Origin of the sequence: Priestia sp. D3YE.R1 (assembly GCF_049199565.1) — a bacterium.
Lineage (GTDB): Bacteria > Bacillota > Bacilli > Bacillales > Bacillaceae_H > Priestia > Priestia aryabhattai.
In genome coordinates this window covers 108,227-122,694 of record NZ_JBLTHW010000007.1, presented here as the reverse complement: position 1 = coordinate 122,694, position 14,468 = coordinate 108,227, and the positions used below count along the sequence as shown (strand labels likewise).

At 38.4% G+C, this 14,468-nt stretch carries 12 protein-coding genes; 5 read left to right on the top strand and 7 right to left on the bottom strand.

What is annotated here, in order from left to right:
- Nucleotides 1–16 precede the first annotated feature (16 nt).
- A complete protein-coding gene (gene hemE / locus ACOZIR_RS25710; protein ID WP_045292379.1) occupies nt 17–1,060 on the bottom strand; it encodes a uroporphyrinogen decarboxylase in 1,044 nt (347 codons plus the stop codon).
- Nucleotides 1,061–1,255: 195 nt separating this feature from the next.
- Entirely contained in the window at nt 1,256–3,385 is a 2,130-nt protein-coding gene (locus ACOZIR_RS25705; RefSeq protein ID WP_045292381.1) for a transglycosylase domain-containing protein, read from the bottom strand.
- A 185-nt stretch (nt 3,386–3,570) separates the two neighbouring features.
- Here ACOZIR_RS25705 and ACOZIR_RS25700 point away from each other — a divergent pair, with 185 nt between their 5' ends.
- Both ACOZIR_RS25700 and ACOZIR_RS25695 read left to right on the top strand, forming a co-directional pair.
- Nucleotides 3,571–4,077, top strand: a complete 507-nt coding sequence (locus ACOZIR_RS25700; RefSeq protein WP_013055327.1) for an antibiotic biosynthesis monooxygenase family protein — start codon at nt 3,571–3,573, stop codon at nt 4,075–4,077.
- 83 nt (nt 4,078–4,160) lie between these two features.
- Complete coding sequence (locus ACOZIR_RS25695; protein ID WP_310879104.1) at nt 4,161–5,549, top strand: hypothetical protein; 1,389 nt, start codon at nt 4,161–4,163, stop codon at nt 5,547–5,549.
- A gap of 47 nt (nt 5,550–5,596) precedes the next feature.
- Here the strand turns inward: ACOZIR_RS25695 and ACOZIR_RS25690 are convergent, their stop codons facing one another.
- Nucleotides 5,597–6,262, bottom strand: coding sequence for a phosphatase PAP2 family protein (locus ACOZIR_RS25690; RefSeq protein WP_310879103.1), 666 nt, complete (start codon nt 6,260–6,262; stop codon nt 5,597–5,599).
- A gap of 224 nt (nt 6,263–6,486) precedes the next feature.
- Between ACOZIR_RS25690 and ACOZIR_RS25685 the strand changes: the two genes are divergently transcribed.
- Nucleotides 6,487–7,695, top strand: a complete 1,209-nt coding sequence (locus tag ACOZIR_RS25685; protein ID WP_045292386.1) for a M20 family metallopeptidase — start codon at nt 6,487–6,489, stop codon at nt 7,693–7,695.
- Nucleotides 7,696–7,810: 115 nt separating this feature from the next.
- Nucleotides 7,811–8,617, top strand: coding sequence for an EcsC family protein (locus ACOZIR_RS25680; protein ID WP_421536021.1), 807 nt, complete (start codon nt 7,811–7,813; stop codon nt 8,615–8,617).
- A 37-nt stretch (nt 8,618–8,654) separates the two neighbouring features.
- Here the strand turns inward: ACOZIR_RS25680 and ACOZIR_RS25675 are convergent, their stop codons facing one another.
- Both ACOZIR_RS25675 and ACOZIR_RS25670 read right to left on the bottom strand, forming a co-directional pair.
- The gene (locus ACOZIR_RS25675) at nt 8,655–9,860 is read right to left on the bottom strand and encodes an ABC transporter permease (protein ID WP_310879102.1); all 1,206 of its coding nucleotides are present in this window, start codon (nt 9,858–9,860) and stop codon (nt 8,655–8,657) included.
- Nucleotides 9,853–10,596: an ABC transporter ATP-binding protein gene (locus ACOZIR_RS25670; RefSeq protein ID WP_034267986.1), complete on the bottom strand. Its 744-nt coding sequence runs from the start codon at nt 10,594–10,596 to the stop codon at nt 9,853–9,855. Before ACOZIR_RS25670 ends, ACOZIR_RS25675 begins: the two co-directional genes overlap by 8 nt.
- A gap of 691 nt (nt 10,597–11,287) precedes the next feature.
- Here ACOZIR_RS25670 and ACOZIR_RS25665 point away from each other — a divergent pair.
- Nucleotides 11,288–11,722: an HIT family protein gene (locus ACOZIR_RS25665; RefSeq protein WP_014461670.1), complete on the top strand. Its 435-nt coding sequence runs from the start codon at nt 11,288–11,290 to the stop codon at nt 11,720–11,722.
- A 102-nt stretch (nt 11,723–11,824) separates the two neighbouring features.
- Here the strand turns inward: ACOZIR_RS25665 and ACOZIR_RS25660 are convergent, their stop codons facing one another.
- Nucleotides 11,825–13,720: an acyltransferase family protein gene (locus ACOZIR_RS25660; RefSeq protein ID WP_045292392.1), complete on the bottom strand. Its 1,896-nt coding sequence runs from the start codon at nt 13,718–13,720 to the stop codon at nt 11,825–11,827.
- Between the two features lie 303 nt (nt 13,721–14,023).
- Nucleotides 14,024–14,467 (bottom strand): GNAT family N-acetyltransferase, encoded by a 444-nt coding sequence (locus ACOZIR_RS25655; RefSeq protein WP_045292394.1) that lies wholly within the window; start codon nt 14,465–14,467, stop codon nt 14,024–14,026.
- Between the last annotated feature and the right edge of the window lies 1 nt (nt 14,468).

Genomic DNA, 14,468 nt, shown 5'->3' with positions numbered 1-14,468 from the left:
CAAATTATTTGACAATTTATTGTCTATTTGCAGAATATTCATGAATAAAGGTTGTTAAACGCTTCAACGTTTCCGGCTGAACCTGTGGAAAGACGCCGTGCCCCAAGTTAAAGATGTAACCAGGACTGGCCATCCCTTTATCTAATATTTCTGTTACACGTTCTTCAATAACTTCCCATGGAGCTAACAAAATAGCAGGATCTAAGTTTCCTTGCAGTGTTTTGGTTAAGCCTAGTGCACGTGCTTCATCCAGCTGCGTTCGCCAATCTAATCCCACTACATCCAGCGGCAGGTCATGCCATTCTTTTGCCAAATGACTTGCTCCTACTCCAAACATAATAAGCGGTACATTTTTTTCGCGCAAAGAGGTAAAAATCCGCTCCATAACAGGCTTTATAAAATAACGATAATCCGCTACATTTAAAGCACCCACCCATGAATCAAAGATTTGAATGGCTTTTGCTCCAGCGTTAATTTGCGCTTTTACATATGTAATCGTCATATCTGCTAACTTATCCATTAATGCAAACCAAGCTTTAGGTTCCGTGTACATAAATGCTTTTGTTTTATTATAGTTTTTTGAAGGTCCTCCTTCAATCATATAGCTTGCCACTGTAAAAGGGGCACCGGCAAAACCAATTAGAGGTACGTTTAACTGTTCTGTTGTTAACAGTTTAATCGTATCTAATACATACGGAACATCTTCTTCCGGCGTAATTTCTCCTAGCTTTTCTACATCGCTTAAAGATTGAATTGGATTAGAAATGACGGGACCAATTCCTGACTTGATTTCAACATCCACTCCAATTGAAGGAAGCGGTGACATTATATCTTTATATAAAATAGCTGCATCCACTCCGTACTGTTCAACGGGCAGGCGTGTTACGTATGCCCCAAGCTCGGGCTGATGAGTGATTTCAAATAGAGAGTACTTCTCTTTTAGCTTTCGGTATTCCGGCTGTGAACGCCCTGCTTGGCGCATATACCAAACCGGAACATGATCCGTTTCTTCCCCTCTACAGGCTTTTAAAAAAGTATCGTTAAACGTTCCTTGACTCATAATTTCCACCTTTCTCGATTGTCTTCCATCCGTATTTTCTTCGATTAGACAGACAATAATCAGCAAAGGAACATACCGGTTCCTCTACTGATTAAAGTTTCACGTTATATTCTCTACTTGTCACTATACCCATTTCTTTACGACTTGTATAGCCACCTGCTAAAAATGTCAAAAAATCGCCCTACTCTTCTTTTTTTATTGAAAAAGAGCAGGTGTTACTTCGTTGGATTTTTTTCCTTTTTGTTTTGTTTGGGAATTGTAAGGAACTACATAATAAGTAGGACTGTCGAGCAGATTCACACGCTCTTTTTCAAATGCTCCTTTTCCCTTCACTTTGCCAATTACTTCGGCTTTATCACCTTTTTTCTCATAAACATAATAAACAGCTCTTTTATCAGGTGAAGGTGTCCACGATAAATTTACCGTTAGCAAACCGAATGGATGGAATGTTAATTCTTGTTTTAAGTCTTTAACTTGCTCTAAGCGTATTGGTTTTGGCAGATCTTTAACGCCTGCTGGCTTTTGAAATGCAGCTTCGTCGTAACCAGCTCTTGTTAAAATGTCTTTAAATAATAGAGTCGGATAAGAACTTCCTTTTGTTAAATAATGCTGGTCATTTGTAGAATCATATCCCATCCACATGCTTCCTACAACATCTGGCGTATATCCAACAAACCAAGCATCTCTTGTGGCTCCTTTAACATTCGTATACGAAGTAGACCCTGTTTTTCCTGCTAACTCTCCTTTAAACTCTCCATTTTTTGCCGTTCCTTCTTTAACAACTCCTTGAAGCATTTTTGTCATATACCAAGCCGTCTGTTTTGAAAATGCTTTGTGAGTGTCGGGAGCAGCTTTTGCAATCACTTTTCCGTCTTGATCTTTTATTTCTTGAATAAAGTACGGTTGGATGGTTTCTCCGTTTTCAGCAAATGCCCGGTACGCTCCTGCTAATTGAAGCGGTGTAATTCCTGCTTTTAACCCTCCAAGAGCAATCGCAAGCCCTTTATCTTCTAAAGGAATTCCTAGCTTTGTGAGATACTGCTTACTTGTTTCAACTCCTAGCTGATTCAATGTCCAGACAGCAGCTGCGTTTTTAGAATCTTTTAGGGCATCGTACATTGTTACCTTTTTAGCATATTGCCCGTCTACGTTTTTAGGTGTGTATCCCCCGTAGCTTCTAAGCTTGTCTTGGAGCAACGAATAAGGCTTGAATTGACCTTCTTCTAACGCAGGGCCATATACCGCAATAGGTTTCATCGTAGAACCTGGCTGTCTTTTGACATTTACGCGGTTGAGCGATTTTTGTACATAATCTCGTCCTCCCATAACAGATAAAACTCCTCCGCTTTTGTTATCGACTAATACAAAAGCACCTTGGGCACTATTATCTGTACCTGGAAAATAACGATTTTCTTTCATCAGCTCGTAGGCGGCTTCTTGTACTTTTATATTCATCGGTACTTTGACCGTATAACCTCCGCGCAGAAGCTCATTGCTCGAAATGCTGTATTTCTTCTCTGCTTCTTGAATAACCATATCGATATAGGTTAAATACGCTGGATTTTTACCCTGCTCCTTTATGTTCAACCCCAGCGTTCTTCCCTGCAAACGTACATTTTTTTCAGCTGATAAATAACCTGCTTTTTGCATGGCATTTAACACAACATTTCTACGTTCTATACTTTTTTCTGGATGTAAAATAGGAGAATAAGAATTTGGTGCTTTTGGCAGTGCAGCGAGCAGTGCACCTTCTTCTACCGTTAATTCGGAGACATCTTTATTGAAGTAAAGCTTGGATGCAGCTTGGATTCCATAGGCTCCGTGTCCAAAGTATATTTGATTCAAATACATTTCAAGCAGTTTTTGCTTACTGTAACGCTGCTCCAAGTTAATGGCCACCACTACTTCTTTTGTTTTTCTAAGCAGCGTTTTATCATTCGATAAAAACACATTTTTAGCCAGCTGCTGTGTTAAAGTACTTCCTCCTTCAACACTTCCCCCAGCCAGTATATCTCGGTATAATGCTCGGCCAATAGATTTAAAATCGATTCCGTGGTGTTCATAAAAACGAACGTCTTCAATTGAAATAAATGCTTGTTGCACATGCTTTGGAATCTTGTCAATTGAAACCAAGTCCCGATTTTTCACATAGAGCTTTGTTAATTCGTCTCCATTTTCGTCCACTAACCTCGTAGCCGAGTCCATGACGATTTTTTTCTCATCAATTACATAGTTTCCAAGAAACAAGATGATAATATATCCAATCAATCCTAATAGAAAAATTCCAACTAAGGCAGCAATTGCGTATAAGCCTTTTTTGTACATCGTGCCACCCCTTTTCTTTCGCTAAACTTTTGATAATATGGAAAACAACTTCATCAATGTTTTACTTTACCATCTTCATTAGAAGTTCACAATTTTTGAATTTTTGTGTGTAAAATTTTATAATTTTAGTATGATTTACAATTGTAAATTGTATGCAATTCCCAATTAGAAAGGAAGTATAATCCATGAAGATCTTTATTACTTACGGAACAGGCCCTTACCTTCAAAAGTTGATCGACGAACATCCGAGTGAACGTTTATTACTGCTTCACAAAGATGACGATCAATTTGCACTAGTCCACGAAACAGATGGAGATACAATTTTTAAAGAGGGACATGCTTATGAAGTATTAGATGCTTCTGGAGATCTTGCAGATAGCGGATTTGCTGTACTAAATAATATTTCAGTTACAGATGAAGGCCGTCCTTTGTTTGAACAGCGATTTAGCCAACGAGCTCGTTTAATTGAAAATGAAGCAGGCTTTTCAGCTATTCGCGTGCTTCGTCCATTGCAAAATGACACCTACATTATCTTTACAGGATGGAAAGATGAAAGTTCATTTAGCGATTGGCAGTCTTCAAAAGCCTATAATGAAGCACACAAAAAACGCGGTACGTCAGAAGGTGTGGATCAGCAGCCATCGATTTTTTCTCGCCCTTCTTATGTGACCTCATACCACGTAGTTAAATAAGTAAACATCCTCCTAGTAGGCGAGTATCACAATAGTCACAAACGTCATATTGTATACTACATTACCTATTGGGAGGAATTTTTATGGGCATAGAGCTTGGAGCTCTTCATTGGATGTATGTCCTTTTTATCGCCTTCATTATCGGCTTTATGATTATGCGGCGAGATACGAGTATCCTTTGTATACTCGGGATTTTTTTGCTTTCCTTAACGGCTACCTCTTCGTTAAGCCACTCCGTCAGCGCTGTTTTTTCCAGCTTCATTTATGCCATTACAGAACTGCTTCCTACCATTTTAATTATTTCAATTATTTTATCCATGAGTAAAGTCTTAATGGCTACAGGAATAAATGAATCGATGATTTCCCCTTTTGCTCGCCTCATTAAAACACCTGCTCTTGCCTATTGGGTTATTGGATTAGTTATGATGACAATCTCCTATTTTTTCTGGCCTTCTCCAGCCGTTGCTTTACTTGGAGCCGTACTGTTACCAGTTGCCATCCGCGTAGGGCTTCCGGCTATAGGCGTAGCTGTAGCGATGAATTTATTCGGTCACGGCGTTGCGCTTTCAGGTGACTTTGTTATTCAAGCCGCCCCTAAGATAACCGCTGACGCAGCAGGTCTTCCGGTTCACGAGGTTGTTCAAGCAAGTGTCCCTCTTGTCATTGTGATGGGAGTCGTTACAACGCTCTCTGCTTTTTACTTTCTAAAACAAGATATGAAGCACAATAGAATTCAGGCGCAACCGACAATTTTAACAAGCAGCTCTGCTAACCAATCCACACCTCTTTCTCCTTCACTACGCCGGGCTTTAGCCATTATCGTTCCCCTTTTCTTTGCTATAGACGTATGGGCAATGTTCGCCCTTCATTTACAGGGAGGAGATGCCACTGCTCTCGTTGGAGGTACAGCTCTATTTATTTTAGTAGTGGTGTCGCTTATTGCTCATAAAGGAAAAGGTCTTGAACAAACAACTTCCTATTTGATTGAAGGCTTGCAGTTTGGTTTTAAAGTATTCGGTCCCGTTATTCCGATTGCCGCTTTTTTCTATTTAGGAGATGCTGGGTTCAAAACAATTATTGGTGACTTTCTTCCGAAAGGATCACATGGACTTGTAAATGACCTAGGCGTTGCGCTTGCTTCCACTGTGCCGTTAACCGCACAGGTCGCTACTGTGACAATAACTGCGCTAGGAGCTATTACAGGGTTAGACGGTTCAGGCTTTTCGGGTATTTCACTCGTAGGCTCTGTCTCTCATTTATTTGCATCTGCTTTAGGATCGGGCGCTGCCACGCTAACTGCTTTGGGGCAAATTGCTGCGATTTGGGTTGGAGGGGGAACGTTGATTCCATGGGCGCTGATTCCAGCTGCTGCGATTTGCGGAGTCAGTCCGTTTGAACTCGCCAGACGCAATTTAAAACCTGTAGCAATTGGATTAGTCGTTACAACGATTGTCGCAATGTTTCTAGTTTAAACAAAAGCCCCCTTCTTTCTACGAAGGGGGCCCTAAGTATATATTTTTTACATGCCTTTTAGAAACTCTTTTTCTGCTGACGGCTTTACATATGCATAAACAAGCGTATAAAAGAAGATTCCTACAATAAGCCACATGAGCCCTAAGCTGTAGCCAGCTAAGACATCTGTTAAAAAGTGTTCTCTTAATAAAATACGGCTTACACCGATTAATAAAATTAGTAAACTAATTGTACGCTGGTACCGCTTTGCTACCTTTTGATTATTCATATGTTTTGTTAGAAAAAAGATGATCAGACCGTAGATAAGAATTCCCATCATCGCATGGCCGCTTGGAAAGCTGTAGCCTTCGATGCCTTCAAGAGGACGGCTTCGTTCTACCGCATCTTTAACTGCTTTGTTAATAATATCGCCGCTTAAAATAAGTAAAAATGAGGATATCATGCCAATATAATCTTTTTTAAAAAATAAAAAAACAATAAGTACAGCTAAAAGAACCATAATCATCATTTTTGAAGCTAAAAAAGACAGGCCGTGAAAAACAGATGACGCTGACTGAAGAATAGTGCTGTCATCTATAGCTGAAACAAGCCAGCGGTCTCCTTGAAAAGAATCTGTCGACACAGCAAACAACACTCCTAAAAAAACGAGACCCGCAATCCCAAATGCCCACATCAATTTTTTGTACAGAGATACAGTTTGTGAATCTACCATATCGTTACCTCCTATTATCTCACGAGAAAATTGGTAAAAAACTCATTCTTTATCCCTATTTCTCATCTTATGTATCTATTATGTATATAAAATATTTCATGATTCAATTACTTTTTTTAATAACAACGCTTACATTCTTTTCTTTTTTATAGATAATGATATAATGATTAAAATGTCAAAAAATTCAAAACTTTATTCAACTTACACAGAAAGGATATGGTTATGTGAACTCCAAGCTACATACTTTACTTGAAGAAAAATTTGATGAAATGGTTCAAATTCGCCGCTATCTGCATCAGTATCCAGAACCGTCTTTTAAAGAATTTCAAACTGCTGCCTACATTCGGTCTTTTTATGACAAAATCGGTATTTCTTACCGAGCAAATGTAGGAGGAAACGGCATTGTAGCAAGTATTCAAGGAGGAAAACCTGGTCCTACTGTAGCTTTGAGAGCCGACTTTGATGCCCTTCCTATTCAAGATGAAAAAGATGTACCCTATCAATCAACTGTTCCGGGCGTGATGCATGCATGTGGCCACGATGGTCATACGGCTACTCTTTTAGTCCTTGCTAAAGCGCTTTTTGAAATAAGAGATTCTCTGCCTGGTAAAATCGTCTTCATTCATCAGCACGCCGAAGAGTACGCTCCCGGAGGCGCCAAGTCCATGATTGAAGACGGATGCTTAGACGGTGTAGACGCGATATTCGGAACGCATTTATGGTCATTAACTCCGACTGGTGTGATTCAATATCGAACGGGCCCTATTATGGCTGCTGCTGATCGCTTTGAGATTACGATCAAAGGAGCAGGCGGACACGGTGCACAGCCCCATAAAACAAAAGATTCAATCGTCATCGCCTCTCAGCTTGTTGTTAATTTACAGCAAATTGTAAGCAGACGTGTAAACCCAATTGATTCAGCGGTCGTGAGCATAGGTTCTTTTGTAGCGGAAAATGCATTTAATATTATTGCTGATTCTGCTCGGCTAATTGGAACGGTAAGAACTTTTAACGAAGATGTGAGAAATGATGTCGAAAAAGAAATCGAACGAATTGTCCAAGGTACATGCTTAACAGCTGATGCTTCTTATGAGCTGAGTTATACGCGCGGCTATCCTTCCGTCGTAAACCACCCTGAAGAAACGGCTTTTCTTGCTTCTGCTGCCTCTCAAATCGATGAAGTTCATACAGTCGAAGAAACGGAGCCTCACATGACTGGAGAAGATTTCTCTTATTATTTGCAGCATATTAAAGGAACGTTCTTTTTTACGGGAGCTCAGCCAGAAGGTGTAGATGCTCCTTATCCTCATCATCATCCTAAATTTGATTTTAACGAAAAAGCAATGCTTATCGCAGCTAAAACGCTTGGTACGGCTGCTGTTGAGTATTTAAAAGAACAAGCTCCTTCTAAAAACGCAATAAAAGCTAATTGACCATTCAGCAAGCATTCGTACAGATAAATAGACGAGTGCTTGCTGTTTTATATTTTAGGAAACTTTTTCTCACTTAAAACGTAGTATTTATATCGACTGAAAAGAGGTGACTTTTTTGAATACGTATGAAGAAAAAGTATTACGAGAAGCTGAACATTGGAAATTTAGCATGTTGAAACGACCTTCTAAATTTCAGCGTACCGCAAAATCTTTACAGCTTAAAATAAACGAAAAAATCCCTGCTAAAGTCCATAGAATTATAACTGAAAGTATAAAAAAAATGGTTGAAACCACGCTTGTTGGGTCCGATTTCACGACTAAAAAAAGAGATGTCAGCAGTCTTTCGTTTGAAGAAAAAGAGAAAAGAATTTTAGAGCTCATACCTAAGTACAAAAAAACTGCTGCTGTAGAAGGAGCTGGTACTGGTGCAGGCGGTCTCCTTTTAGGTGCAGCAGATTTCCCACTTCTTCTTTCCATAAAAATGAAGTGCTTATTTGACATTGCCGCTACGTATGGTTTTGATGTAAAAGAAAAAGAAGAACGCATTTATATGCTGTATATTTTTCATCTTGCCTTTTGCAGCGACGATCATAGAACTAAGCTGCTCGAAGTAGTAGAAAGCTGGGAGGAAAAGAAAGAGGAACTTCTTGAGCTTGATTGGAAAGCTTTTCAACAAGAATATCGCGATTACATTGATGTTGTGAAAATGTTTCAGCTGATGCCGGGGATTGGAGCTGTTGTAGGTGCGTATGCTAATTATCAGCTTCTTGATCNTTACATTGATGTTGTGAAAATGTTTCAGCTGATGCCGGGGATTGGAGCTGTTGTAGGTGCGTATGCTAATTATCAGCTTCTTGATCATCTCACAAAAGTAGCGATGAACGTCTATCGCTTTCGGATATTATCTTCGTCTCAAAAGTAGCCTAAAAACGTAAAAAAAGCTCCATTCGGAGCTTTTTTTACGTTAATTTTTTATTTACATATGCATTTACAAATAAGTGAATAAATATAGCACCTGCTGCCACGGACAGCAGTGCAGCAACTATATTAGAAAAAGCCACCGCTATGGCGAGCACAAGAATTTGTACATACAGCGCTTTTTTCCATACGTCCAAAAATGCCCTTTTTCGTTCTTTAGCTTCGACGGGATAAAGAGAAAGCCATAAAATCTGCTTGTGCTGCTTCCAAAGCGGGAGTAATTGAAAACCCGTCATGTATACAACAAATAAAACAACCACTATATTGCCGTATTGAAACGGCGCAGCTACAATTAAAAATCCGCCAATGACAGTTAAACGAACGAGCAAACTTAAATAATCTCCTGATCGCAAAAATGTTCTGGTGTACAAGTAATGGTAAGTGGCACTTTGGCGAAATGGAATACGTGTTAATAGCCAATCTAAATACCTACGGCGTTTGATTCGTTCTTTTACTTGGGGAACATCCGTAAATAAATTAGCTAATCGATAAAAATAGCCCATACGCTTTTCTTCTAAGTCAATTAGCTTTTCCCATTTAATCGGCTTCCTTTTTGTCAGAGAGCGATAATAAATGGCTAGCGCAATCATAATTACCGCTACAATTCCTGTAAAAAATACGTATGCATGCGAAAATAAGAAATAAGTAAAAACCGCGTTTAAGAAAAACCTGACGATATAATCTGTCCACTTCGCCCACTTTTCTTCAAACCATACGGCCCACCAAGACATGCCTAAGTTTACAACTTTCAAGATGAGTAATAGCAGAAAAAACACAAAAATATTTGAGTACGAATCATGCATTACTTTTACCTGAAGAGGCGCTGCTGCACCCGTTGCAAATAATAAAATATAAAGCTGAATCGTAAAGGTAAACCAAAAAGATTTTTTGAAATAAGGCTGCAGCTTCGTCTCCAAAGGAAGTAAAAAGACTAAATCAGGTCGTTTTAAAAACGTTTGAATTTGGCCCATTGTTAAAATTAATCCCATAAGGATCGCAATCACTACAGCCGAAGGAAACGCGGGTGTTAGTGTACTCAACCACTGTTGATAATAGTAGGCCAAACCGCCAATCGCAAAAATTAACACTAATTTAATGTGGTCATTTAAGATATATTTTGTATATCTTCTTACATCCACTAAATACTGCTGAAATCGTTGCTTCCATAATGCATCAATCTTACTCATAGCCTTCTTCCTTTGTTAATTCAATATAAATTTCATCAAGGGTAGCATTGCGCATCTGAAATTCTTCTTGAAGATCTTTAAGCGTGCCTTGTGCTCTTACTTCTCCGTTATGTAAAATAACAAATTTATCACAGTAGCGTTCCGCGGTCGCCAAAATGTGTGTGGACATTAAAATGCCTGCACCTTGTTTTTTCATATCCGTCATCAAATCAAGTAAAGATTGAATACCAAGCGGGTCTAAACCTAAAAAAGGTTCATCAATAATATAAAGAGACGGCTGAACCAAAAAAGCGCACATAATCATAACCTTCTGCTTCATTCCCTTTGAAAAATGCGCGGGAAACCATTTTAACTTCCGGTCTAAACGAAATTCTTTTAAAAGCGGCTGCAGACGGGCTTCATATGCTTGAGGCTCAAGTCCATAAGCCATAGCTGTCATATCCAAATGTTCTTTCAATGTTAATTCATCGTATAGCACAGGAGTTTCTGGAATAAACGTAAACTGACTTCGATAGCCTGTCGGGTCTTGTTGAAAGGTTTTATTATTAATGGATACACTTCCTTTTTTTGCTTCCATTAATCCAATGATATGTTTAATCGTTGTACTTTTGCCGGCTCCGTTTAAGCCGATTAACCCAACTAATTCACCTGCATTTACATCAAACGATACATCTTTTAAGACGGGAGTTTTTGTATATCCCCCTGTAATATTGTTAATTTGCAATAAAGAACCCATCACGATCTCCTTTTATTTGTTCTTTTTTGTCTACAAGCGCAAGCGCTATTTGCTCTATTGTACCAAATCTTTTTCTTCCTCACATCGTTTTCAATTCTTTTCGGTTAATTTTTCCAGAATATAAACGAAATATCGGGACATTCTATATAGGGAAGAAGGAAAACAAGTTATTGATTACAACTAATCATTACAAAGCTTCTTACATTTGGGATGAGGTGTCTACAGCAGGCATATTTCAGAAAACCTTATTGTAAATCGATGTATGTTTGATTCATAAGGGGATGGTAGTCATGAACGTAGTAAGAATATATATAATGGGTAGACAATAATGTTCATTTATTACTGTGTAGATGAGGTGTTTGTCAAAGACCAAGAACGATTTCGTTCACATTGTATATTTTTTTAGCTCAATGCTTAAATGAGGTGTTTGTTAAAGAGAATATACTTTTTCAAGTTACTGTTTCATTAGGCAATGGAATTACGTAAATGAGGTGTTCCTTAAAGATCATATGCTGCATTAAAAGCTGATTTTTCCTTCTTCACATGACGGGATGCATAATCGTTTGCATCCCGTTTTTGTGTATAAAATACCAGTGGCTATTTCTTGCCTGCTGATTGCATTTCTACTTTGTGGTAAAATAAACGTAAATGTATCCCCATACATTTATATTGGTAACGGAAGGTGAACATAATGAGCACACATGATGAAAACTGTATTTTTTGCAAAATTATTCGTGGTGAAATTCCAGGTGCAAAAGTATTTGAAAATGAACATGTATTAGCTTTTTTAGACATTAGCCAAGTAACAAAAGGTCATACGCTTGTGATTCCAAAAGTACATAAAAAAGACATTCACGAACTAACGCCGGAAATTGCACGCAATTTATTTGAAGTGGTTCCTCAAATCGCTAATGCAATTAAAGAAACCTACAGCCCAATCGGCTTAAACATCTTAAATAATAATGGTGAAAAAGCTGGTCAATCCGTGTTTCATTATCATATGCACATTATTCCTCGCTATGGGGAAGGCGATGGATTCGGTGCTGTATGGAAAGAGCATACAAGCGAATACACGCCTGAAAAACTTCAAGAAATCGCTGGCAACATTTCTTCTCGTCTTTCTTGAAACAAAAAAAGCTTACACATGTAAGCTTTTTTTGTTTTATCTATTTATTTGACACAGGTTTAATCAGTGTGTGATATAAAACATAGTGCGGCTTTTCACTTATTATGAACGACTTTCCGTCTTAACTTCTAAATTCATACGTTCTTCAATCAATTTTGTTAATGCTCTTGATCCTTCAGGTACCAAGTGGACACCATCTGATGTAAAGTATTCAGGATGCTTAGAAGCCTCAGAGTACCAATCTACAAGCGTGACGTGATCAAACTTTTCAGAAGCAGCTTTCAAATTCTTGTTCACGGTGCTTTCCCAGGAACGAGGAACGCGCGTATTCACTAAGTAAACGTCCGCTTGTGAAAAAGCTTTTAACAGTTGTTCAAGTTCTTCATTTGTAAAATAGCCGTTTGTTCCTAACTCAATAATCACTGCGCTGTTCGGATTATTAAATGCTTGATAACTAGGAGTTAGCTGCAGTGCTTCATTGAGCTGCCTCCCTACTTTTCCGTCAATCGTAATACTAAGCGGCATCTCTTTAAGATTAGGAGCAATATCCAGCATGACCGAATCTCCAATCGCAAGAACATCTCTGTAAGAATTCGGCTGCTGTTCTTCTTTTGCATCAGATTTTTCTTCTGAGGAATTCTTTTTCGCGTTCTCTGCTTTTTTATCCTCCGCTTTGATCTTGTCTTTGACAGAAGTTGAAGCATTTTCTTTATGATTTGTTTGAATTTTGACCTCTTTCTCTTTGGCTGCCGTTTCATCCTTTTGCTGCGTACTAATAGCAAAGCTTGTCATGTCCGCTGTAAACAACGCCAAAAAGAAAATGAGACTGCCCAAAACCGCTTGTCTCGAACGAGAGAGATTACGCCATTTAAAAAGCTCTCTCGGATGGTAGTGCCGGAAATAATAGCGAAAGCCGCGTGTGCGGATAGGCACCTCGATGTAACGGTACGAAAGTTCAGCAATGATAAATGTAAGTCCTACTTGTAACAGCGCATGCCAATAGACCGGGCGGCCAATCTCGGCTACAGGTGTTGTAAGAACAATAACCGGATAATGCCACAAATAGATACCGTATGATCTAGTACCAAGCCAGCGAAGCGGTTTAAACGCCAGAGCTTTTCCTAAAAAACTACTAGGATGACTAATCGTTGCAACCAGTACAGCAGCATTTAAACAAATCAGCAGCATTCCACCTTGATAAAGAAAAGATGCATGAGTATACTCATCAACGCTCCATACGCAGAGAATAAATACAAAGAAACTCACCATACTTACCGCGTTTAATACTTGCTTGCCTACGGGTGGAAGGTTTTTTGATGATAAACGATACATCGGCCAGACAAATGCAAGTAAACACCCGATTAAAAGGGCAAACAGCCGAGTATCGGTTCCATAATAAATGCGGCTAGGATCCCCTCCTGGCTCGTATAAAAAAGACATTAGAATGGCTGAGGCCATTACTCCAGCTAAAATGAAAAGAGAAAGAATTCCTCTCTTTTTAATAAATTTCAAACCCAACAATAAAACAAGTGGCCACACAATATAAAACTGTTCTTCAATAGCAAGTGACCATAAGTTCTTTAATGGTGACGGTGATCCAAAACTATCAAAATATGAAACTTTATGAAAAATAAACCACCAGTTACTCATATAAAAAATAGACGATAATGCATCGCCTCGTAGCGTTGTTAACAATGGCCGGTTAAATAAAATAACCCACGCTGCAGTTAATACTACCATCACGTACACAGCTGGAAGAAGTCTTCTCGTTCGGCTGATCCAAAAATGCTTCAAATTTTTCAAAGGATTTTCCCAAGATTGCACCAGTAAAATTGAGGTAATTAAATACCCTGATAATACAAAGAAAACGTCAACTCCTAAAAATCCTCCAGATGCCCATCCAAATCCTAAGTGATATGCAATGACAGACATAACAGCGAAGGCTCGAAGTCCATCCAAACTATATATATACCTATTTTTCTTTTCTTTTGCACTCATAAAAATGCCTCCAAGCAATATGTACAACAAATTTCTTTCTCAATAAATATTAAGAATATTACGTAATTGTTACATTTTTGTTACAAAAATCATTATATACAATATTATTACTTTCTTCAATATATCACTTACTTAAAATCAAAGAATAAGTAAAAAGAAACAAATTTATTATCTATCTTATTCATAAATTACTAATTTAGTAGTAGTCATATCGATTCTATCTGCGCAGTACTAAAGCCTAACATCTTTCTTTCACCTTACCCGTTTCAGAAATAGAAAAACTTCACACAATTGGTGAAGTTTCTAAGGTGTCTTTAGCATATCTACGTGGGGGAGCCCTTCATCTGCATAAATATCGGAAATAGGTTTAAAACCAAACGATTCATAAAATTTTTGAAGTCTGCTTTGTGCTTGAATTTTAATTGTTTTCTCGTGCAATTCATTCTCTAGAAAATCAATTCCTCTTGCTACTAGTTCTCTTCCGAGACCTGTACCGCGCTGTGCTTGTTTTACAATAATGCGCCCAAGAGAAGCTTCCTTATAGCTAATTCCTTTTGGTAAAACTCTAAGGTATGCGATAATTTTCTTATTCTCTTTTTTGAACAAGTGATAAGCAAATTTGTCTTTTCCATCTACTTCTAAGTAAGCACACTTCTGTTCGACAACAAAAATAGAGGTGCGAAGCTGTAGAATTTCATAAAGTTCATCGTTTGTCAGCTCTTGAAATGATTTTATGCACCAACTCATA